General features: G+C 63.3%; 22 protein-coding genes and 1 pseudogene. 12 read left to right on the top strand and 11 right to left on the bottom strand.

Annotated features, from left to right (window positions below; all coding sequences use genetic code 11):
• Nucleotides 1-7: 7 nt before the first annotated feature.
• The 5 genes from AX284_RS07855 to glyA form a co-directional block, all read right to left on the bottom strand.
• Nucleotides 8-637 carry a sarcosine oxidase subunit gamma gene (locus AX284_RS07855; protein WP_007160039.1) on the bottom strand — a complete coding sequence of 210 codons (630 nt, stop codon included), beginning with the start codon at nt 635-637 and terminating at the stop codon, nt 8-10.
• A 15-nt stretch (nt 638-652) separates the two neighbouring features.
• Nucleotides 653-3,673, bottom strand: coding sequence for a sarcosine oxidase subunit alpha (locus tag AX284_RS07850; protein ID WP_068384512.1), 3,021 nt, complete (start codon nt 3,671-3,673; stop codon nt 653-655).
• Nucleotides 3,670-3,969 (bottom strand): sarcosine oxidase subunit delta, encoded by a 300-nt coding sequence (locus AX284_RS07845; RefSeq protein ID WP_017639232.1) that lies wholly within the window; start codon nt 3,967-3,969, stop codon nt 3,670-3,672. The genes AX284_RS07850 and AX284_RS07845 overlap by 4 nt, the downstream gene beginning before the upstream one ends.
• 11 nt (nt 3,970-3,980) lie before the next feature.
• Nucleotides 3,981-5,231 carry a sarcosine oxidase subunit beta gene (locus AX284_RS07840; RefSeq protein ID WP_064307693.1) on the bottom strand — a complete coding sequence of 417 codons (1,251 nt, stop codon included), beginning with the start codon at nt 5,229-5,231 and terminating at the stop codon, nt 3,981-3,983.
• A 78-nt stretch (nt 5,232-5,309) separates the two neighbouring features.
• Complete coding sequence (glyA, locus tag AX284_RS07835) at nt 5,310-6,563, bottom strand: serine hydroxymethyltransferase (RefSeq protein WP_007160043.1); 1,254 nt, start codon at nt 6,561-6,563, stop codon at nt 5,310-5,312.
• On the opposite strand from glyA, the pseudogene AX284_RS12325 reads away from it, so the two are divergent.
• The 3 genes and pseudogenes from AX284_RS12325 to AX284_RS07825 all read left to right on the top strand — a co-directional run.
• Nucleotides 6,480-7,550, top strand: a pseudogene (locus AX284_RS12325) (PAS domain-containing protein); the annotation flags it as partial. The gene glyA and the pseudogene AX284_RS12325 sit on opposite strands and share 84 nt — an antisense overlap.
• Complete coding sequence (locus tag AX284_RS12320) at nt 7,551-8,138, top strand: methyl-accepting chemotaxis protein (protein ID WP_371099767.1); 588 nt, start codon at nt 7,551-7,553, stop codon at nt 8,136-8,138.
• Nucleotides 8,139-8,219: 81 nt separating this feature from the next.
• Nucleotides 8,220-8,648 carry a universal stress protein gene (locus AX284_RS07825; protein ID WP_017639228.1) on the top strand — a complete coding sequence of 143 codons (429 nt, stop codon included), beginning with the start codon at nt 8,220-8,222 and terminating at the stop codon, nt 8,646-8,648.
• 58 nt (nt 8,649-8,706) lie between these two features.
• On the opposite strand, the gene AX284_RS07820 is transcribed toward AX284_RS07825, so the two are convergent.
• Complete coding sequence (locus tag AX284_RS07820) at nt 8,707-9,486, bottom strand: exodeoxyribonuclease III (protein ID WP_007160046.1); 780 nt, start codon at nt 9,484-9,486, stop codon at nt 8,707-8,709.
• A gap of 80 nt (nt 9,487-9,566) precedes the next feature.
• Here AX284_RS07820 and pyrE point away from each other — a divergent pair, with 80 nt between their 5' ends.
• From pyrE to AX284_RS07800, 4 genes are all read left to right on the top strand, one after another.
• A complete protein-coding gene (gene pyrE / locus AX284_RS07815) occupies nt 9,567-10,208 on the top strand; it encodes an orotate phosphoribosyltransferase (protein WP_017639227.1) in 642 nt (213 codons plus the stop codon).
• A 23-nt stretch (nt 10,209-10,231) separates the two neighbouring features.
• On the top strand, nt 10,232-10,828 hold the full coding sequence (locus tag AX284_RS07810) for a DUF4124 domain-containing protein (protein ID WP_068384510.1): 597 nt from the start codon (nt 10,232-10,234) through the stop codon (nt 10,826-10,828).
• Between the two features lie 143 nt (nt 10,829-10,971).
• A complete protein-coding gene (locus AX284_RS07805) occupies nt 10,972-11,637 on the top strand; it encodes a GntR family transcriptional regulator (protein ID WP_017639225.1) in 666 nt (221 codons plus the stop codon).
• Between the two features lie 15 nt (nt 11,638-11,652).
• Nucleotides 11,653-12,504 carry an urea carboxylase-associated family protein gene (locus AX284_RS07800; RefSeq protein ID WP_017639224.1) on the top strand — a complete coding sequence of 284 codons (852 nt, stop codon included), beginning with the start codon at nt 11,653-11,655 and terminating at the stop codon, nt 12,502-12,504.
• A gap of 61 nt (nt 12,505-12,565) precedes the next feature.
• Here AX284_RS07800 and argB read toward each other — a convergent pair whose 3' ends face one another.
• From argB to coaBC, 4 genes are all read right to left on the bottom strand, one after another.
• Nucleotides 12,566-13,468, bottom strand: coding sequence for an acetylglutamate kinase (argB, locus tag AX284_RS07795; RefSeq protein ID WP_017639223.1), 903 nt, complete (start codon nt 13,466-13,468; stop codon nt 12,566-12,568).
• A 74-nt stretch (nt 13,469-13,542) separates the two neighbouring features.
• Nucleotides 13,543-14,937: a phosphomannomutase/phosphoglucomutase gene (algC, locus tag AX284_RS12010; RefSeq protein WP_197480243.1), complete on the bottom strand. Its 1,395-nt coding sequence runs from the start codon at nt 14,935-14,937 to the stop codon at nt 13,543-13,545.
• A gap of 1,212 nt (nt 14,938-16,149) precedes the next feature.
• The gene (gene dut / locus AX284_RS07785; RefSeq protein ID WP_068384508.1) at nt 16,150-16,605 is read right to left on the bottom strand and encodes a dUTP diphosphatase; all 456 of its coding nucleotides are present in this window, start codon (nt 16,603-16,605) and stop codon (nt 16,150-16,152) included.
• Entirely contained in the window at nt 16,598-17,821 is a 1,224-nt protein-coding gene (gene coaBC / locus AX284_RS07780; protein WP_068384506.1) for a bifunctional phosphopantothenoylcysteine decarboxylase/phosphopantothenate--cysteine ligase CoaBC, read from the bottom strand. Before coaBC ends, dut begins: the two co-directional genes overlap by 8 nt.
• Nucleotides 17,822-17,956: 135 nt before the next feature.
• Between coaBC and radC the strand changes: the two genes are divergently transcribed.
• The 4 genes from radC to AX284_RS11740 all read left to right on the top strand — a co-directional run bounded on the left by radC (nt 17,957) and on the right by AX284_RS11740 (nt 20,788).
• Entirely contained in the window at nt 17,957-18,622 is a 666-nt protein-coding gene (gene radC / locus AX284_RS07775; protein ID WP_068384504.1) for a RadC family protein, read from the top strand.
• A 64-nt stretch (nt 18,623-18,686) separates the two neighbouring features.
• On the top strand, nt 18,687-19,469 hold the full coding sequence (locus AX284_RS11745; RefSeq protein ID WP_082731531.1) for a dCTP deaminase: 783 nt from the start codon (nt 18,687-18,689) through the stop codon (nt 19,467-19,469).
• Nucleotides 19,459-19,815 (top strand): MazG nucleotide pyrophosphohydrolase domain-containing protein, encoded by a 357-nt coding sequence (locus AX284_RS07770; protein WP_068384502.1) that lies wholly within the window; start codon nt 19,459-19,461, stop codon nt 19,813-19,815. The genes AX284_RS11745 and AX284_RS07770 overlap by 11 nt, the downstream gene beginning before the upstream one ends.
• Complete coding sequence (locus AX284_RS11740) at nt 19,793-20,788, top strand: oxidoreductase (RefSeq protein ID WP_082731529.1); 996 nt, start codon at nt 19,793-19,795, stop codon at nt 20,786-20,788. Before AX284_RS07770 ends, AX284_RS11740 begins: the two co-directional genes overlap by 23 nt.
• Before the next feature lie 15 nt (nt 20,789-20,803).
• Here the strand turns inward: AX284_RS11740 and AX284_RS07765 are convergent, their stop codons facing one another.
• Nucleotides 20,804-21,475, bottom strand: a complete 672-nt coding sequence (locus AX284_RS07765; protein WP_068384499.1) for a uracil-DNA glycosylase family protein — start codon at nt 21,473-21,475, stop codon at nt 20,804-20,806.
• A 141-nt stretch (nt 21,476-21,616) separates the two neighbouring features.
• Between AX284_RS07765 and AX284_RS07760 the strand changes: the two genes are divergently transcribed.
• Nucleotides 21,617-21,994: a glutaredoxin family protein gene (locus AX284_RS07760; protein WP_068384497.1), complete on the top strand. Its 378-nt coding sequence runs from the start codon at nt 21,617-21,619 to the stop codon at nt 21,992-21,994.
• Nucleotides 21,995-22,027: the final 33 nt, after the last annotated feature.

Below are 22,027 nucleotides of genomic sequence, written 5' to 3'. Positions count from 1 at the left end.
CGATCGGTCAGGCCTCGATGCGCAGTCCGTACTCGGCGCTCGCGTCCTGCAGCCACAGCCAGACGTAGTCGGCGAAGCTGCGGCGCACCACCAGCTCCCAGGTGTCTTCCGCCGTGTGGCGGATCATCAGCTGGGACTTGGCGAACACCGTCCCCACCGCCTTGCCCACCGGGAAGTTGCTCGGATGGACGTCGTAGGAGGTGGACTTCATCAGCACTTCGCGCACCTTGGGGCCCTTGAGCTCGACCAGGGTCTGGCCACCGCCGACGTTGACGATGGCGACATGGCGCTCGCCCAGCGCCTGGCGCAGGGCCTGCTCGGTGGCGAACTCGCTGCCACCGGGCACTACCAGCAGCCACTCGTCCGGGCCGAGCCACTGCAGCGAGCTCTCGCCCTTCTGGGTGATCGCCAGGGGACCGGGCACTTCCAGGCCGACCACGCTCTGCACGGCTCCGGTGAAGCCTTCGTCATGGGCGTCGCCACGGATGACCAGGTGCCCCAGCAGGGCCCGCTCGCGCAGGGTCACCCCGGCGGTGGCCGGGCCGCGGCCGGCGAGCTTGTTCAGCTCGGCGTGGAACAGCGGGGATTCGGCGCGCGCCGTGGCGGAGTATTGGTCGTAGACATTGATGTTGTTCATGGGGCGCTATCCTCGTTAGGCGACGTTCTGCCGCTCACCCTTGGGGTCGTAGAACACCGGCGAGACGATCTCGGCAGCGATGTAGCGGCCATCGGCCAGCGGGGCGTAGACGGTCTGGCCCATGCGGCCCAGCCCACCCTTGACCATCGCCATGGCGAAGCCGTAGCCCAGGGTCGCGCTGTGGTAGCTGGAGGTCACGTGACCGACCATGTCCATGGGGATCGGCTGGTTGCGCTCGAACACCAGTTGCGCGCCTTCCGGCAGGACGTCGCGGGCATCCAGAGGCTTGAGGCCGACCAGTTGCTTGCGATTCTCGCGGACGCAGTCCACGCGATGCATGCCGCGCTTGCCGATGAAGGAGAAGCTCTTGTTCAGGCTCACCGCCCAGCCCATGCCTAGGTCCTGGGGCGTGACCGAACCATCGGTATCCTGACCGATGATGATGAAGCCCTTCTCCGCCCGCAGCACGTGCATGGTCTCGGTGCCATAGGGGGTCAGGTCGAACTCCTTGCCCGCGGCGACCACCTGCTCCAACACGCCCATGGCGTAGTTGGCCGGCACGTTGATCTCGTAGGAGAGCTCGCCGGTAAAGGAGATGCGGAACACCCGCGCCGGCACCCCGCCCACCTGGCCTTCCTTCCAGGCCATGAAGGGGAAGGCGGCGTTGTCCAGATCGATGTCGGTCAGCTTGGCCAGCAGCTTGCGGCTGTTGGGACCGGACAGGGTCAGGGTCGCCCAATGGTCGGTGACCGAGGTGAAGTACACCTCCAGCTCCGGCCATTCGGTCTGGTGGTAGAGCTCCAGCCATTCGAAGACGCGCGCCGCGCCGCCGGTGGTGGTGGTCATCAGGAAGTGGTTGTCGGCGAGACAGGCGGTGACGCCGTCGTCGAAGACCATGCCGTCTTCCTTGCACATCAGGCCGTAACGGGCCTTGCCGATGTCCAGTTTGGTCCAGGCGTTGGTGTAGACGCGATTGAGGAACTCGCGCGCATCCTTGCCCTGGATGTCGATCTTGCCCAGGGTGGAGGCGTCGAGCAGGCCGACGCTACGGCGCACGGCCAGGCACTCGCGGTTGACCGCGGCATGCAGGTCCTCGCCCGCCTTGGGGAAGTACCAGGGGCGCTTCCACTGGCCGACGTCCTCGAACAGGGCGCCCTGCTTGAGGTGCCAGGCGTGCAGTGCGGTGTAGCGCTTGGGCTCGAACAGGTGGCCGCAATGCCGTCCGGCGATGGCGCCGAAGGTGATGGGCGTATAGTTCGGACGGAACATGGTGGTGCCGACTTCAGGGATGGCCTTGCTCTGCACGCGGGCAGCGATGGCCAGGCCGTTGATGTTGCCCAGCTTGCCCTGGTCGGTGCCGAAGCCCATGGCGGTGTAGCGCTTGACGTGCTCGATGGACTCGAAGCCCTCGCGGCAGGCCAGCTCGATGCCGGCGGCGGTCACGTCGTTCTGCAGGTCGACGAATTGCTTGGGCGCCCGCGACGACGGCTTGTCGTGGGGCACCTGGAACAGCGCCAGACTCGGCTCTTCCTGGCGGAATTCGGCCTGGGGCAGTTCACCGCTGACCACCTTGGCACCGGCTTCGGCCGCCGCGGTGGCGCCAGCCTCGAAACCATCGGCGAGGACGTCGCCCAGGGCGAATACGCCGTTCACGCCGCCGGCGCAGACCCGCTTCTGCGGCGCCGGACCGGGCACGAAGGCCTGGATGTCTTCACGCCACTGCGGACGACCGCCCAGGTGCGAGGCCAGGTGGACCACCGGGCTGTAGCCGCCGGAGGTGGCGATGAGGTCGCAATCGAGCCACTCGCCGCCACCCAGGGTGCGGAAGGCGGTCAGGTCGATGGTGGCGATCTTGGCGCCGGTCACCCGGGTGTTGCCACGGGCTTCGCTCACGGCGGTCCCGCCCATGACCCGCACGCCACGCTTGCGCACTTCCTCGACCCAGGCACCGCGCGGATTGGGCCGCGCATCGGCCACGGCCACCACCTGGCGACCGGCTTCGAGCCAGTCCAGCGCCACGCGGTAGGCGTAATCGTTGTTGGTGGACAGCACCAGCCGCTGGCCCGGGGCCACGGCATAGCGACGGATGTAGGTGGAGACGGCGCCGGCCACCATGTTGCCCGGCAGGTCGTTGTTGCCGTACACCAGCGGCCGCTCGTGGGCGCCGGTGGCCAGTACCACGCGGGTGGCGCGGACACGGTGCAGGCGCTGACGCACCTGGCCATGGGGCGCGCGATCACCCAGGTGATCGGTCAGCCGCTCGTGAATGGTGAGGAAGTTGTGGTCGTGGTAGCCGTTGACCGTGGCGCGCGGCAGCAGCACCACGTTGTCCAGGCCCTGCAGCTCGGCCACCGCCTTGGCCGCCCAGTCGGCGGCCGGGGCGCCGTCGAGACGCTCGCGGCTGTCCAGCAGGCTGCCACCGAATTCTTCCTGCTCGTCGGCCAGGATCACCCGGGCACCGCTGCGACCGGCGGCCAGGGCCGCCGCCAGACCGGCAGCGCCACCGCCCACCACCAGCACGTCGCAGTGCTGGTTGAAGTTGTCATAGGTGTCGGGATCGACCTGGGTCGGCGCCCGGCCGAGGCCAGCGGCCTTGCGGATGTACTTCTCGTAGGTCATCCACAGATTCTGCGGATACATGAAGGTCTTGTAGTAGAACCCGGGCGGCATCATCTTGCCGCCGACCTTGCCGAGGATGCCCATGAGGTCGTTGTTGACGCTCGGCCAGCCATTGGTGCTGGCGGCGACCAGACCCTGGTACAGCGCCTGCTGGGTGGCCCGCACGTTGGGCACCTGGGTGGCCTCGGTGGCGCCGATCTGCATGATGGCGTTGGGCTCTTCGGCACCGGCGGCGACGATGCCGCGGGGGCGGGAGTACTTGAAGCTGCGCCCGATCACGTCCACGCCGTTGGCCAGCAGCGCCGAGGCCAGGGTGTCACCCTTGAAGCCCTGGTAGGTCTGACCGTTGAAGGTGAAGGTGATGGCCTGGCTGCGGTCCAGGCGACCGCCCTGGGTGAGTCGATGGACCTGGCTCATGTGCGCTCTCCTCGCTCGGCGGTGAAGCGGGGCTGCTCGCCGATCGGATAGGTTTCGAGAATTTCGTAGGTCTCGGTGTTACGGGTCGCGTTGAAGTACTGGCGGCAACCCGACGCGTGGACCCACAGCTCGTGACGCAGACCGCGTGGATTGTCGCGGAAGAACATGTAATCGCCCCACTCCGCGTCGCTGCAGGCCTCGGGATCCAGCGGACGCGGGATGTGCGCCTCGCCAGCGGCGTGGAATTCTTCTTCGGAGCGCAATTCCCCACAGTGGGGGCAGTGGATGTACAACATGCTCGGGCTCCTTAGTGGGCGACGGCCGCTGCGCCGTGTTCGTCGATCAGCGCGCCGGTGTGGAAACGGTCGATGGAGAAGGGCTTGGCCAGCGGATGCATCTCGCCGGAGGCCAGGGACGCCGCGAAGACGTTGCCCGAGCCGGGAGTGGCCTTGAAGCCGCCGGTACCCCAACCGCAGTTGAAGAACAGGTTTTCCACCGGGGTCTTGGAAATGATCGGGCAGGCGTCGGGCGAGGTGTCGACGATGCCGCCCCACTGGCGGTTCATGCGTACCCGCGAGAGGATCGGGAACATCTCGACGATGGCCTGCAGGGTGTGCTCGATCACCGGGTAGGAGCCGCGCTGGCCGTAGCCGACCCAGCTGTCGATACCGGCGCCGATCACCAGGTCGCCCTTGTCGGACTGGCTGATGTAGCCGTGCACCGCGTTGGACATGATGACGCTGTCGATGATGGGCTTGATCGGTTCGGAGACCAGCGCCTGCAGCGGGTGGGATTCCAGCGGCAGGCGGAAGCCCGCGAGCTTGGCCATGTGCCCGGAGTTGCCCGCGGTGACCACGCCGACGCGCCGGGCGCCGATGAAGCCGCGATTGGTTTCCACGCCGATCACCTTGCCGTCCTGCTTGCGGAAGCCGGTGACTTCGGTCTGCTGGATCAGGTCCACGCCCAGGGCGTCGGCGGCGCGGGCGAAGCCCCAGGCCACGGCGTCGTGACGGGCCACACCACCGCGGCGCTGCACGGTGGCGCCGAAGATCGGATAGCGGGTGTTCTTGCTGCAATCCAGGTAGGGAATCTCCTCGGCCACCTGGCGGGTGTCGAGCAGCTCGCCGTCCACACCGTTGAGGCGGTTGGCGCTGACCCGGCGCTCGGAATCGCGCATGTCCTGCAGGGTGTGGCAGAGGTTGTAGACGCCGCGCTGGGAGAACATGACGTTGTAGTTGAGGTCCTGGGACAGGCCTTCCCACAGCTTCATGGCGTGCTCATAGAGGTGCGCCGACTCGTCCCACAGGTAGTTGGAGCGGACGATGGTGGTGTTGCGTGCGGTGTTGCCGCCGCCCAGCCAGCCTTTCTCGATCACCGCGACGTTCTTCACGCCGAATTGCTTGGCGAGGTAGTAGGCAGTGGCCAGACCGTGACCGCCACCGCCGACGATGATCACGTCGTAGACCGGCTTGGGCGTCGGGGTACGCCACATCCGCTGCCAGTTCTCGTGATGGCTCAGGGAGTGCTTGAAGAGGCCGAAGCCGGAATAGCGTTGCATCTGGAGACTCCTGCAGACGACGCCCCTTTCCGCGAGGGGAAAAGGGGTTGGATAGGGGTTGCGTCAGGCGCGCGGCGACTATCGGTAAACCGGGTAGTCGCGGCACAGCGCGGCCACCTGGCGCGCCACCTGGGCTTCCACATCGGCATCGCCGAGGTGGTCGAGGATGTCGCAGATCCAGCCGGCGACGCGTTCGCTTTCGCTGACGCCCAGGCCACGGGTGGTCAGGGCCGGGGTACCGATGCGCAGACCCGAGGTCACGAAGGGCGACTGGGGATCGTTGGGTACGGCGTTCTTGTTCACGGTGATGCAGGCGCGACCCAGGGCGGCGTCCGCGTCCTTGCCGGTGATGCCCTGCTTGATCAGGCTGACCAGGAACAGGTGGTTGTCGGTGCCACCGGAGACCACGTCGAAGCCGCGGGCCTTGAACACGCCAGCCATGGCCTGGGCGTTCCTGATCACCTGCTGCTGGTAGGTCTTGAAGCCGGGCTCCAGGGCTTCCTTAAAGCACACGGCCTTGCCGGCGATGACGTGCATCAGCGGACCGCCCTGGGCGCCCGGGAACACCGCGGCGTTGAGTTTCTTCTCGATGTCGGCGTTGGCCTTGCACAGGATCAGGCCGCCACGGGGGCCGCGCAGGGTCTTGTGGGTGGTGGTGGTCACCACGTCGGCGAAGGGCACCGGGTTCGGATAGACACCGGCAGCGACCAGACCGGCCACGTGGGCCATGTCGACAAACAGCAGGGCACCCACGCTGTCGGCGATGTCGCGGAAGCGCTGGAAGTCCAGGGTCTTGGAATAGGCGGAGAAGCCCGCCACGATCATCTTGGGCTTGTGCTCTTCGGCCAGACGCTGGATCTCGTCATAGTCGATCAGCCCGGTGTCGGTGTTGATGCCGTACTGCACCGCGTTGTAGAGCTTGCCGGAGGAGCTGACCTTGGCGCCGTGGGTCAGGTGACCGCCATGGGCCAGGCTCATGCCGAGGATGGTGTCGCCGGGTTGCAGCAGCGCCAGGTAGACGGCCGAGTTGGCCTGGGAGCCGGAGTGCGGCTGGACGTTGGCGTAGTCGGCGCCGAACAGCTGCTTGGCGCGCTCGATGGCCAGCTGCTCGACCTTGTCGACGTGCTCGCAGCCACCGTAGTAGCGCTTGCCCGGATAGCCTTCGGCGTACTTGTTGGTCAGCACGCTGCCCTGGGCTTCCATGACGCGCTGGCTGGTGTAGTTTTCGGACGCGATCAGTTCCAGGTGATGCTCCTGGCGCCGCGCTTCCTCGCCCATGGCGGCGAACAACGCATCATCGTAGCCCTGGATTTGGTCCTGCTTGCTGAACATCGCGGCGCTCCTAAAGTCTGTGGCGGTGAAAACCACCCCCTTGGCCGCGATGGTAGGCCCGGCCCCAGACCCCAAGATGCCTGTTTACGCCCCGGGCCGGCGCGTTTGCGACAGCCGTCCAGACGCCGTGTTCCACCGCTCGCCGGGTCCTTTCAAGTCGGCTCGCTTGGAGCCGATAGGCTGGCTACGTCTTTATCCCAGCCAGCGAGTTCTGCCATGTTCAATGCGCATCTAAAGAAGACCATCGCTCGGCTGGAAGCCGAGGCGAACGCCAACCAGGGCCTGACCCAGGCACTGGAGCGTTCCATGGCGGTGATCGAGTTCGATCTCGACGGCACCATCCTGCGCGCCAACGATAACTTTCTCCGGCTGACCGGCTATCGCGCCGACGCCCTGGTCGGCCAGCAGCACCGCCGACTCTGCCCGGCCGCCGTAGTCCAGGGTCGCGACTATGGCGATTTCTGGGCGCGCCTGAAACGCGGTGACTTCGTCTCCGGCACCTTCCAGCGCCTGGACGCCCAGGGCCGTACCCTCTGGCTGGAAGCCAGCTACAACCCGGTACCCGACAGCAGCGGCAAGATCGCCAAGGTGGTGAAGTACGCCCTCGACGTCACCGCCCAGGTCGAGCGCGACAGCGAAGCCCAGAGCAACCTCAAGGCCTTGGACCGCGCCCTGGCGCGCATCGAATTCGACCTGGACGGGCGCATCCTCACGGCCAACGACAATTTCCTGGCCACCCTGGGCTACAGCCTCAAGGAGATCCAGGGCCAGCAGCATCGCCTGTTCTGCGAGCCGGCCCTGGTCAATAGCAGTGAATACGCCGACTTCTGGCGCCGCCTCAATGCCGGCGAGTTCTTTCGCGGCCAGTTCAAGCGGCTGGGCAAGCACGGCCGGGTGGTCTGGCTGGAGGCGAGCTACAACCCGGTGTACGACGCCACCGGTCGGCTATACAAGGTGGTCAAGTACGCCAGCGACATCAGCGAGCGGGTGGAGAAGCACGAAAGCGACGGCCGCAGCGCCTCGCGGGCCTATCACATCTCCGCCGAGACCGAGAAGGTCGCCGAGCACGGCACCCAGATCATCCAGGCGGCGGCCGGCGAGATGCGTGAGATCGCACAGAACGTCAGTCAATCCGCCGAGGTGATCGGCCAGCTGGGCCAGCGCTCGGAGCAGATCACCGCCATCGTCAACACCATCCGCGGCATCGCCGACCAGACCAACCTGCTGGCGCTCAACGCCGCCATCGAGGCCGCCCGCGCCGGTGACCAGGGTCGTGGCTTCGCCGTGGTCGCCGACGAGGTTCGCCAGCTGGCGGGGCGCACCAGCAGCGCCACGGCGGAAATCGCCGAGATGATCGGCCGAATCCTCAGCGAAACCCAGCAGGCGGTCGCCAGCATGGAAAGCACCCAGGGTCGGGCGGCCAAGGGTGTCGAGCTGGCGGACCAGGCCGGCGCGGTGATCGTGCAGATCCGCGATGGTGCCAGCGACGCCGTGGAGGCCGTGAGCATGTTCGCCAGCAAGCTGGACGAATCCGAGGTGATTCCCAAGGGCGCGCGTAACTGGGTGGGGCATTGAGGGCGCTGGCTTGATCGGGATCAAGCGTCCCTGACGACCAGGGTCTAGCATGAAGGCATACCCCTCTCGTGGAGATGCCCCATGCACAATGTCCTGGTCGCCTACGACGGTTCCCCCAGCGCCGACAACGCCCTGCGCTACATCCTCGACCTGGTGAAGGCTGGGCTGTCGCTGGAGCTGCACCTGCTCAATGTCCAGAACGAGCCGGAGATCTACGGCGCGCCCTTCGACGACCGCATCCTGCGCGAATGGCGCGGCAGCCTGCAGGACAAGGCCGAAGACATTCTGGTGCGGGCGCGCCCGGCCCTGCTCGAAGCCGGTATCGAGGCTCAGACCCATGTCGGTTTCGGCAGCATCGCCGAGACCATCGGCGAGACGGCCCGGCGCCTGGAGGTGGACACCGTGGTCATGGGCACCCGCGGGCTGGGGTCGCTCAGCGGCCTGCTGCTCGGCTCGGTGGCCCATCGCGTGGTGCACCAGGTGCCCTTGCCGGTGATCCTGGTGAAATAGCCGCCCAACAAAAAACCAGCCACTGGGCTGGTTTTTTCGTTTCCGGGCACCGCGTGGATCAGATGCTCAGGGTCCAGTCGTAGTCGACGATCAGCGGCGCGTGCTCGGAAAAGCGCGGTTGCCGCGGCAGGCGCGCCGACCGCACGAAGCGGCGCAGACCCGGGGTAAGGATGTTGTAGTCGAAGCGCCAGCCCAGGTTCAGGTGCTCGGCCTGGTCGCTGTCCGGCCACCAGCTGAACTGGTCGCCTTCGCGACTCACTTCGCGCAGGGCATCCACATAGCCCATGTTGCCGATCACCTCGTCCATCCAGGCCCGCTCAGGGGCCAGGAAGCCCGGGATCTGCTGGCAGTCACGCCAGTTCTTCACGTCCTGCTTCTGGTGCGCCACATACAGCGAGCCACAATAGATGTACTCGCGACGCTTACGGCGCTGCTTGTTCAGGTAATGGGTAAAGTCGTCCATGAACTTGAATTTCATGTTCAGGTCTTCGTCACCGCGCTTGCCCGAGGGCAGCAGCAGGCTGGCGATGCTGACCTTGTCGAAGTCCGCCTGCAGGTAGCGACCGAAGCGATCGCAGGACTCGAAGCCCAGGCCGCTGATCACCGCCTTCGGCTGGACCCGGGTATAGAGTGCAACCCCGCCCTGGGACGGCACTTCGGCGTCGCAGGCATAGAGGATGTAACCTTCCAGCGCATAGGCCGGATCGTCCATGTCGTAAGAAGAGGCGCGCGTATCCTGCAAGCAGATCACGTCGGCATTCTGCGCCTTAAGCCAGGGCAACAGGCCCCGCTCCACAGCGTCCTGAATACCATTGACGTTCAAGCTGATGATCCGCATAAATGGCCCCCAAAAAATCGTGGATGTATGATACCCGAGCTAAACCGGTTTAGCTAAATACAAGCCGCGCAAGGACTTATATGCAGGCGTATCAGCGTAATTTCATTCGTTTCGCCATCGAGCGCGGAGTTCTGCGCTTTGGTGAATTCACCCTGAAATCGGGACGCATCAGCCCCTATTTCTTCAACGCCGGCCTGTTCCACAGCGGCGCGGCGCTGGCCCAGCTCGGCCGTTGCTACGCCGATGCGCTGGTGCAGGCCAACCTGCCCTTCGATGTCCTCTTCGGCCCGGCCTACAAGGGCATCCCCCTGGCCGCGGCCACGGCGGTGGCCCTGGTCGAGCACCACGGCCGCGATGTGCCCTGGTGCTTCAACCGCAAGGAAGCCAAGGACCACGGCGAGGGCGGCCTGCTGGTGGGCGCGCCCCTGACCGGTCGGGCGCTGATCATCGATGACGTCATCACCGCCGGCACCGCCATCCGCGAGGTCATGCAGATCATCGACGGCCAGGGCGCCAGCGCGGCCGGGGTGCTCATCGCCCTGAATCGCCAGGAGCGCGGCCGCGGCGAGTTGTCGGCCATCCAGGAAGTCGAGCGTGACTATGGCATCCCGGTGCTCAGCATCGTCGCCCTGGACCAGGTGCTCGAATACCTGGCCGAGGACGCCGAGCTCAAGCGTCACCTGCCCGCCGTCCAGGACTATCGCGCTCAATACGGTATCTAGTCGTCAGCCCAGGAGAGACGGTCATGGTCGTACGTCGCGCCGCTGCCAGTCTGTTGCTCATCGCCCTGCCGCTGGCCGGCCAGGCGGCCGAGCTGTATCGCTATCTGGACCGCAACGGCACCCTGGTCATCGACCGCCAAGGCGTGCCGCCGGAATACGCCGGCAAGGGCTACGACGTGCTCAACGAGCAGGGCCGGGTGATCCGCAAGGTCGCCCCGGCACTGCCCGCCGCCGAACTCGACCGCCGTGAACGCGAGCGCCAGCAGGCCCTGGTCGATGGCCAGCTGCGCAGGCTCTACAGCAATGTCGAGGACGTCGACCGCGCCAAGGCGCGCAAGCTGGCCGAGCTGGACGGCCTGCTGCAGATCAAGAAGGCCAACCTGGAGGCCACGCGCCAGTTGCAGAGCCAACTCATGGAGCAGGCCGCGGTACAGCAACGCAACGGCCAGGCGCTCCCGGCCGATCTGCAGGCCCGCCTCGACGCCGCGGCGGCCGATCAGGTGCGTCTGCAGGCCGATCTGCAGCGCTTCGACGAGCTGCGCAGCAGCACCAGCGCTGCCTTCGACGCCGACCGTGCGCGCATGCAGCGACTAGAAGCGGCTCAGGGCGCGAATCGCTAGTCCTGCAGAATCCGCTACCTGGTCGTATCTAGCCATCGCCACCTGGGTAGCGACGAACTTCTTGATTCTTTCACGCTAGATTCTGGCACGCACCGTGCTAAACGGTTTTCAACACATTGTTGAACAATCGGGCGTGAAGATTCATGAGTGGTAAAGACGCCGGCGAGTTGCCCCTGGGGGCTCAGCTGCTGCTGGAAATGCGTGAAGACATCATCGGCGGTCGCCTGCTGCCCGGCACGGCGCTGGTCGAGAGTGAACTGGTCAAGGCTTACAACGCCTCGCGCAACACCATCCGCGAAGCCCTGCACCAGCTGGATCGCGAGGGCCTGGCCACCTATGTGCGCCACAAGGGGGTGATGGTGCGGCGCCTGGGCCTGGCCGAGGTGCGTGACCTCTTCACCGTGCGCCGCACCCTGGAACTGCAGGCCATCCTCACCAGCCGCCCGCTGCGCGAATACCAGTCCGATCGGATGCTGGATGCCCTGGAGGCCGCCGAGCTGGCGCAGTCGCGGGAAGACTGGCGCGCCCTCGGTACCCACGGCCTGCATTTCCATCAGCACATCGTCGGCCTGCTGCGCAGCCCGCTGTTCGATGAATTCTTCGCCACCGTCGCCGCCCAGATGCGCCTGCTGTTTTCCCTCGCGCCCGACGAGGAACACTTCCAGCGGCCCTGGACAGCCCGTGACCGCCAGATCCACGACCTGCTCGGCGCCGGACAGCGCCAGGCGGCCGGCGAGGCCATGGCCAGCTATCTCGACGATTCCGAAAACCGGTTGCTGGATCTGCTCAGCGCAGCCAGGCCGCTCTGACCGAGGAGACCTCCCATGTACAAGGACTACCCCGCTGCCTACCAGTCCACCCAGGGCTCCGCCCTGCAGGTCGATCAGGCCTTCTATGATCGGCTGCGTGAACGCAAGGACGGGCGCACCCTGATCGAGCAATTCGAGATCCCGATCCGTACCGGTCGCGCCTGGAAGGTCCCCGCCGGCCATCTGTTCCGCGTCACCACCCCACACGGCCCCCAGGTCGGCGACTTCAACGTCTGGAACGCCGAGGATCCACGCGAACGGATGTGGGCCGCGCGCACCCGGCAACTGCAGGGTGCCCATGTCAGCACCTACGATCGGCTCTGGTCCAACCTGCCCTTCCTGCGGCCGCTGCTGACCATCACCGACGACAGCCTGGCCAGCTATGGCATCGACGAACACGGCGGCCGCCTGCATGACCTGCTCGGCACCCGCTGCGACCCCTACGTCAACAAGATGCTCACCGGCGAGGACTTCCACCACCACTGCCATTCGAATCTGACTCGCGCGGTGCTGCCCCACGGCCTCACCGAATTCGACGTCCACGATGTGCTGAACATCTTCCAGTGCACCGGCCTCAACCACGACGACCTGTACTTCATGAAGGCCTGCCCGGCCAAGCCCGGCGACTACCTGGAATTCTTCGCCGAGATCGACGTGCTCTGCGCCCTGTCCACCTGCCCGGGCGGCGATCTGTCCCTGGCGATGTGGGGGCCCGATGCCGAGGACCCGCTCAAGGTCTGCCGTCCACTGGGGGTGGAGATCTATCGGGTCGAGGAAGAGCTGCTGCAGGGCTGGGAATCGCCCAAGCGAGCAGCCTACAACGGCCAGCACGGCTTGACCCTGCCCAAGGCCAGTTGGGAACAGTAGGTTCCGGCAGCAATGAAAAACGGCGCCCTGGGGCGCCGTTTCTGGGTCCGACCGAAAGCACTCAGCGCTTGCGGTTGGAAATCAGCGTACCGACGCCGACGTCGGTGAAGATTTCCAGCAGCACCGCGTTGGGCACCCGGCCATCGATGATGTGGGCGCTCTGCACCCCGCCCTGCACCGCTTCCAGCGCGCAGCGGATCTTCGGCAGCATGCCGCCGTAGATGGTGCCGTCGGCGATCAGCGAATTGACCTGCTCGGTGGACAGCCCGGTGAGCACCTGGCCCTGCTTGTCCATCAGGCCGGCGATGTTGGTCAGCAGCATCAGCTTCTCGGCCTTGAGCGCCTCGGCCACCTTGCCTGCCACCAGGTCGGCGTTGATGTTGTAGGACTCACCGTCCGGACCCACGCCGATGGGCGCGATGACCGGAATGAAGTCACCGCGCACCAGCATGTTGATCAGGTCGATGTTGACCCCGGTGACCTCGCCCACGTGGCCGATGTCGATGATCTCCGGCTTGGTCATCTCCGGCGTCTGCCGGCTGACCTTGAGCTTGGTGGCGCGGATCAGGCCCGCATCCTTGCCGGTCAGGCCGATGGCCTTGCCGCCATGGCGATTGATCAGGTTGACGATGTCCTTGTTGACCTGGCCGCCCAGGACCATCTCCACCACATCCATGGTCTGGGCGTCGGTGACGCGCATGCCGTCGATGAAGTGGCTCTCGATGGACAGGCGCTTGAGCAGGTCGCCGATCTGCGGACCGCCGCCATGCACCACCACCGGGTTGATGCCCACCGCCTTCATCAGCACGATGTCACGGGCGAAGCCGGCCTTGAGCTCGTCGCTCTCCATGGCGTTGCCGCCGTACTTGATCACCAGCGTCTTGCCGACGAACCGGCGGATATAGGGCAGCGCCTCGGACAGCACCTCGGCGACGTGCGAGGCATCCTCGCGGCTCAGGGTCATGGCTCACCTCTCAAGGTCGACTAAGAAAAGACAAAGGGCGCCTAGGCGCCCTCTGTGCTACCGCTGACCCGAGGTCAGAACGGCAGATTCAGATCCGGCTCCACCGCCAGCAGCTGCTTGCGGAACACCGTCTTGATGCGCTCCAGCTCCTCGAGGGTTTCCGCCTCGAAGCGCAGCACCAGCACCGGCGTGGTGTTGGACGCACGCACCAGACCCCAACCGTTCTGGTAATCGACGCGAACGCCGTCCAGGGTGGTGATCTGGGCATCGCCCCACTGGGCGTCGCGCTGCAGGGTCTCGATGATGCCGAACTTGCTCTCTTCGGTCACCTGGATATTGATCTCCGGGGTGGAGATGTCTACCGGGAAGGTATCGAACACCTGTTGGGCGCTGTGCTTCTCCTGACTGAGGATCTCCAGCAGGCGCACGGCGCTGTAGATGCCGTCGTCGAAACCGAACCAGCGTTCCTTGAAGAACACGTGGCCGCTCATCTCGCCGGCCAGCAGGGCACCGGTTTCCTTCATCTTCTTCTTGATCAGCGAGTGACCGGTCTTCCACATGATGGGACGACCGCCGTAGCCGGCGATGAGGTTGTTCAGGCGGCGGGTGCATTTGACGTCGAAGATGATGTCGGCGCCCGGATTGCGGGAGACCACGTCCTTGGCGAACAGCATCAGCAGCTGGTCGGGATAGATGATCTTGCCTTCGTTGGTCACCACGCCGACGCGGTCGCCGTCACCGTCAAAGGCCAGGCCCAGGTCGGCGCCGGTTTCCTTGACCTTGGCGATCAGGTCTTCCAGGTTTTCGGGCTTGCCCGGATCCGGATGGTGATTGGGGAAGTTGCCGTCCACCTCGCAGAACAGCGGGATGACCTCGCAGCCCAGGGACTCGATCAGCTGGGGGGCATTGACCGCGGCGACACCGTTGCCGGCGTCCACCACCACCTTGAGCTTCTTGGCCAGCACCACGTCGTTGCGGATGTAGTCGGCATAGCTCTTGAGCACGTCGACCTGCTTGATCTGGCCCTGGCCGCTGGCCACGTCGCCGGTCTCGATGCGCTCGCGCAGACGCTGGATGGATTCGTTGGCCAGGGTCTCGCCGGCGATGACGATCTTGAAGCCGTTGTAGTCCGGCGGGTTGTGGCTGCCGGTCAGCATGACGCCGGACTTGCCTTCGAGCACGTTGGCTGCGTAGTAGAGCACCGGGGTCGGCACCATGCCGACATCGCTGACATTGGCGCCGCTGTCGGCCACGCCCTTGATCAGTTGGGCGACCAGCTCGGGGCCGGACAGGCGGCCGTCACGGCCGACGGCCACGTTGGGCTCGCCACGCGCCAGGCTCTCCGAGCCGATGGCGCGCCCGATCCAGTAGGCGGCTTCGGCGGTCAGGGAGTCACCCACCACGCCACGGATGTCGTAGGCGCGGAAGATGCTGGCGTTGAGTTGGGGGGCTTGCGGGGTAGTGCTCATCGGGGGTTTCTCCAATCCCAGGAGATCCTGGTCTTCGTCGAGGATACTGATATCGAGGATGTCGGTGGTCTGGAACAGCGGCTCGCTCTGTTGAACGCGGCCTCTGTCGGCAAACTCCGCCAGGGTCTTGGCCACGGCATCGCTAGGTGCCGCAGCATATAGGTCCGGCGACGACCCGGCCGATCGGCTGGCCAATCGGGCCGTCGACTTGGCCACGGGTTCCATTACCGCCAGGCGCAAAGTCGGGCTTTTGGCTATCTGATTGGATTCAAGTTCCTCGGCATAGGCCGTCAGACTGCGGACGTCGTCACGGAGCCGGCGTGACAGCTCCCGGGAAAACAGCCAAAAGCCCGCCAGCACGCCGAACAGCGCCAGTAGCAGCGCTACCAGGGGAAGGCCCACCGGGGTATCGGCGCCGGCCTCGGCGGCCGGTGCCAGTTCCAGCGTCCAGAGCGGGCTGCCGGTGGCGAGCCGGCGCATCAGCGCCGGATCACCGGGGCTGCCGCCGCTGGCCAGTACCTGCACACCGCCACCGGGAAATTGCTGCAGCAGGCGCCACTGGCCGACATTCGCCGGCGGCGTGGCCCAGCCCTGCAGCACCGCCGGCAGCGCTTCCACCAGTACGGCGCTGCCGAGCAACTGATCGCCGCGGCGGATGGGCTGGGCACTGTAGACCAGCCAGCGATCCCCCAGGCGATAGGCTTCCGGTGGGGTCCGCTGGCCGCTTTCCAGGCGCTTGAGCAGATCGAGGGCGGCATAGTTGAGGGGACCGGGACGGTCGTCTTCGATCTGGCGCATGCCGGCCGGCACCACCAGGACATCGACCACTCCCAGTCGCTCGCGCAGCTGGCTTTCCGCCGCCGCACGCGCCGCGGGGTCATCGCCCTGCAAGGCCTGCAGCACCAGGGCATCCCCGGCGACGCCCTGCAGCCGGCGGGTCAAGCCGACCAGCAATTGATTGAGGGAGGCCGCCTGGGCCTGCAGCGCCTGGTCCGCCTGCTGCTCCTGATTGCGCGCGCCCTGCGGCTGCAACACCAGGAACCACAGCAGCAGCGCGGCCAGCAGCAGACCGGCGAGCGCCAGCAGCAGCCCCGCGCCCATGCCGGGCAAGCCCGCGACCCGAGGGGCCGTCTTGCGCACATCCTTGCCGTTCTTGCCCCTTGCCATGCCGTTCTTCTCCTTTATGTCACGGCGCGCCTTGCATGTCTGGCGTCAGCGGGTACCGGAGTGCCCGAAGCCGCCAGTACCCCGTTCGGTTTCGGTAAAGTTCTCGACGATGTCGAAGTGCGCCTGGACCACAGGTACGAGCATCAGCTGGGCGATACGTTCGCCGATGCTCACGGTGAAGGTGGTCTGGCCGCGATTCCAGCAGGAGACCATGAGTTCGCCCTGGTAGTCCGAGTCGATCAGACCGACCAGATTGCCCAGCACGATACCGTGCTTATGGCCCAGTCCCGAGCGCGGCAGGATCAGCGCCGCCAGCGACGGATCGGCCACATGGATGGCAAGCCCGGTGGGGATCAGCGCGGTCTGGCCCGGCTCCAGCACCAGTTCCTCCTGCAGCATGGCGCGCAGGTCGAGGCCGGCCGAGCCGGGGGTGGCGTAGGACGGCAGCGGGAAATCGCGCCCCAGGCGCGGGTCGAGGATCTTGGCTTGAAGGCTATGCATGGTTCTGGGCGGTATCTTTGAGATGGGTGGAAATCAGGGCGATGAGCTGGCGGGCGATCTTGCTCTTGCTGGTCTGCTCGAAGCGGATCTCGTGCAGGCCACGGTCGATCACGGTGACCGCATTGTCTTGGCTGTTGAAGCCGATGGCCGGATTGGCCACATCGTTGGCGACGATGAGGTCGAGATTCTTGTCGCGCAGCTTGCGCTGGGCGTACTCCAGCAGATTCTGGGTTTCCGCGGCGAAGCCGACGCTGAAGGGCCGATCCGGGCGCCCCGCCAGGGTGGCGAGGATGTCCGGGTTGCGCACCAGCTCCAGCAGCAGGCCGTCACCGCGGGTGGGGTCCTTCTTCAGCTTGTGCGGCGCGATCACCTCGGGGCGATAGTCCGCCACCGCCGCCGAGGCGATGAGCACGTCGCAGGGCATCAACGCCTCGCAGGCGGCCAGCATGTCGCGGGCGCTGATCACGTCGATGCGCTCGACGCGGTCGGGGGTCGGCAGGTGCACCGGGCCGCTCACCAGGCTGACGCGAGCGCCCGCCTCCGCCGCCGCTTCCGCCAGGGCGAAGCCCATGCGACCGGAGCTGTGGTTGGTGATGTAGCGCACCGGGTCGATGTTTTCCTGGGTCGGGCCGGCAGTGATGACTACGTGGCGACCGGTCAGGTCGAGGCGCTGGAAGCAGTCGGCAGCGAGCTGGGCGAGGTCGGTGGCTTCCAGCATCCGGCCGGGGCCGACGTCGCCACAGGCCTGGCTACCGCTGGCCGGGCCGAACAGCTTGATGCCACGGCTGCGCAGGAGCTCGGCATTGGCCTGGGTGGCCGGATCGCGCCACATGGCCTGGTTCATGGCCGGTGCCAGGGCGACCCGGGCATCAGTGGCCAGCACTATCGTCGTGAGCAGATCGTCCGCCACGCCCTGGGCCAGGCGCGCCATCACATCGGCGGTGGCCGGCGCGACCAGCACCAGATCGGCCCAGCGGGCCAGCTCGATATGCCCCATGGCCGCTTCGGCGGCCGGATCCAGCAGATCCAGGTGCACCGGCAGCCCGGACAGCGCCTGCAGGGTCAGCGGCGTGATGAATTCGCGCCCGCCGCGGGTCAGTACCACCCGCACCTCGGCGCCCTGATCTTTGAGGCGGCGCACCAACTCAGCGCTCTTGTAAGCGGCGATGCCACCTCCGACGCCCAGCACGATGCGTTTACGATGGAGCCGCTGCATATAGCCTTTCCGTTCTCGAACCGTCTAGAACGGGCATCGCACGGCCAATCGAGGCCTGCGCGCACCCGCGAATGATCCGGTTAAGATAGCACAGCGCCTGCAGGACGCAGGCGCCCCGCCAGACAAGGAGCGCCCATGAGCATCAAGGATTGGCCGGCCCAGGAACGGCCGCGGGAGAAACTGCTGGAACAAGGCGCCCAGGCCCTCACCGACGCCGAGTTGCTGGCGATCTTTTTACGCACCGGCGTAGCCGGCAAAAGCGCGGTGGATCTCGCCCGCCAGTTGCTTGGGGAATTTGGCAGCCTGAGGGCCCTGCTGGAGGCCGACCTCACCGCCTTCAGCACCCACCTCGGCCTCGGCCCGGCCAAGTACAGCCAGCTGCAGGCGGTGCTGGAAATGGGCCGTCGCCACCTGGCCGAAGGCCTCAAGCGCGACTCGGCGCTGGAAAGCCCCCAGCAGGTCCGCGACTATCTAAAGGCGCGCCTGCGCCACGAACCCCACGAAATCTTCGGCTGCCTGTTCCTCGACACCCGCCACCGGGTGCTGGCCTTCGAAGCCCTGTTCCACGGCACCATCGACGGCGCCAGCGTCTACCCCCGCCAGGTGGTCAAGCGCGCCCTCGCCCACAACGCCGCCGCCGTCATCCTCACCCACAACCACCCCTCCGGCATCGCCGAACCCAGTCAGGCCGACCGCCTGCTCACTACACGCCTGAAGGATGCGCTGACGCTGGTCGATGTGCGGGTGCTGGATCATTTCATCGTGGGGGATGGGGAACCTCTATCGATGGCGGACTGGTAGGGTTAATGTATGTATGTATCGAATTTTTTGATATCAGTTGAGCAAGGAAAAGCTTGGAGCAAGTATGACAACACTTTCTGACAGAGACATACTCTCGCACATAAACAATGGAAGATTGATCCAAAACGCTGATATTAAGCGCATTGGACCAGCATCCTATGAACTACGAATGGGAAGCACATACTATGATTTAACCGAAAGTGATAACCCAATTAATATAAAACGGAATGAGTTTATATTAATAAAGCCAGGACACAGGGTGGTTCTGATATCTCATGAAAGCATAGCAGTTCCAGATACAATGATAGCTAGGATAACTAGTAAGGGCTCGTTGTTTAGCATTGGACTGAGCGCGGTTAGTACTTATGCAGATCCTGGTTTTTCCGGGCAAATCGGAATTGTTACTCAAAACGTAAGCGACAAGTACATAAGGTTGCCTATTGGGGAACCTATAGCAAAAATTGACTTTTCACATCTTTCGCAGTCTGCTAATAGCCCCTACTCTGGCCAGCATGGATATCAAACTAAAATTTGGCCCATTCGGCACGACCTTCAAAAGAACTACGATGAAATAAAAGATGATTTAAGAGTAAAATCTGAGGAGCTAGAAGCATATGCGATACTCCCGAACTCAGTTGGCGTAGCTTTAAGAGATATTCAAAAAAAGCAAAGCGTAATCAACAACGCACTAATATTAACTTTAGCTTTAAACTGCTTACTATTTGGCGCAGTCTACAACAACCTTATTGAGGTAGCCACATCGATCATAACAAACCTCGCATCATCGGCGGTAGTTGGCATTATAGTTTGGAAATCCAACCGAAAGGGAACAGATCGTGGAAATTAAAGACCTAATTGAGCTTCAAGCAAAGCTAGATGATAGACATGGGTTTCCCTCAAAATTTGAAAGCCAGAAAGAGAAATATGACCAGCTATCCAAAGATTTAGTTGGGCTGTTTGGTGAAATCGGCGAATTTTCAAACGTTGTGAAAAAAATAAACTTGAAAATCAGCTATGACGACAAGTATGACCTCGACTTGAGCACAGCGAAAGAGCACCTCTCTGAAGAGCTAGTAGACAGTCTTATCTACATCCTTAGAATTGCTAGGATACTAGGGATAGATATACAAGAAGAAACTCTTAAAAAGATGAGAGCAAACGAGAAAAGATATGCAAAACTCAGAAGATACTAGAAAAATATTTTTCTTAGCTATCAATTCTGGCTACGCATATGAAGAGAACCCAACCGACGAATGCATAGACTTTTACCGTGAAAGAAGTGGCAATGGACTTTATTGCACGATAGTGGGCAATGTGGTCATTCCGTCTGGAACAGGCACCAATGCTGTGAGCATGCGCATAGGTAGCAGTAAGCAATGGCAGAGGCTTGCTGAGTCAATTCGAGCAGAAGGAGCCAAGCCCGGCATCCAACTAGCCACTACTTGGCCAGACTATAAAGGAACTACGAATTTCCTAGGAAACAAAGAAGAAAGCGCGATATTAAACTATGTAAAAACGGGTGGCGCGATAGAGAGAGATACAATACAAACAACATTCGAGAGACTTTTTATAGGCACTGAGATATCAATAGATGCCGGATTCTCACATATACAACTACATGCAGCTCATGGCTATCTTTTCAATTTAATGCTGGACTCTAGATTTTGCAAGCATCACGAAATCGCACATGAATTACTAAACAAATGGATAGCTAGATTTCGCACGAAAGAAATTGAAATATCTTTAAGAACTTCGTTATTTATAGGAAATGAACGCTACGATCGCACATCTGAAATAGAGCTGACCCTAGCACAAAAGCTATCTAAAACAGACGCAGACTACCTAGATATCTCAAGCGGATTCTACAATCTTAGTAAGCGAATGATCTATCCTTCTACTAAGGTTGAGCTTGAAAAAAGATTATCTTCTTCACTTGCAATTTCAAATCTCAATCCTGAAAGAAAATTCATAATATCAGGAAAGATATCTCCACAAAGCCATACCACCCTCCCAAAAAATATAAGCATTGGGATTTGTCGCGACCTTATAGCGAATCCAAAATTCCTGGATAACTTTTCTGAAGGCTGCAGCAACTGCATGAAGTGCCACTATTACTCTCGAAGAAAAGAAAAGCTAACTTGCGGAATGTGGCAATACCAAAGCTAACCGTCCCATTTTATTTTAATTTATAATTCTCTTTATTCTTTTCTCCAACAATCCAGGAAACCTCGTATACCACGTCTGATTCAACGGCGACGGATGCGGCAGTGGATAGAGCGTCAGTGTCTTGCGCGTGCCCTCCTCCGTTTCCAGGGTGACCTCGATGCTGCTGTCGAAGCGGTCTTTACTCTTCCAGAAGGCTTCCAGGCGAGCGCGTTCTTCCCTGGATTGGCCGATGCCGAACCAGAGGAAGGCCTCGCGACCGAAGGTGATGAGCTGGGTGCCGTGCCAGTGTTCCACCAGGAGGCGGCGCATCAGGGGGTGGAAGGTCTTTTTCACCCGTTCCGACCAGGCTTTGTTACCGAGTGGTTTGTAGGGCACGGTGTTGGCCCAGAAAAATTGCTGGCTCAGGCTGCGACTGGCTTCGAAGTCGGCCGGGGGCTGGCCGTGCAGGTGGGTATAGAGGACCTTGCGGGCGATCTGGCCGCCGCTGCCGATGAAGGGCTCGCCGTACTTCACTTCCTCCCGCCCCGGATCGCGACCGAAGAAGCCCAGGGGCGCATCGGGATCGCCCAGACCGATGATGGGGTCCAGCGAGTCCTTGGCGAATTGTTGATAGACCGAAAGATCGACACCTGGAAGATCGGCAGCGAGCTGGCGAAAGGCTTCGCGCTCTGCGGAAGACAGCGGCATGCAACAGCTCTCCATCGAGGAATTAATCCCTCTAGTAGAGCGCTGCCTGGCGGTTGACGTTCCGTAACGACTGGCGGAGCGGCAGCCCTGGGACGATAGGGTAAACTGCCCGGCTCGAACGACCCCTCAAGGTGAATCCCGTTGATCAATCTGCTACGCAACGGCCTCGGCCAGGTGATCGTCGGCCTGGATCTGGTGACCCGGCCGCGCAAGCTCCAGCGCCCTGAGCAGGCTCAGGCTGCCATCGAGGCGGAGCTGGCGAATCTGTCGCTCTATCAGTTCCAGGCCTGCCCTTTTTGCGTGAAGACGCGGCGGGCGCTGCATCGGCTGAACCTGCCGATCCGCCTCAAGGACATCAAGAAGGATCCACAGCTGCGCGCCGAGCTGGAGCAGGGCGGTGGCCGGGTGAAGGTGCCTTGCCTGCGGATCGACGAAGGCAGCCAGAGCGTATGGATGTACGAGTCGGACGACATCATCGCCTATCTGGAGCAGCGCTACGGCGAGCGGCAGCCGGGGTAACGTTCAGGTAGCGACTAGGATGGACAAGGCGGC

The organism is Pseudomonas sp. HUK17 (assembly GCF_001566765.1).
This window is presented reverse-complemented; position numbering and strand designations above follow the sequence as displayed.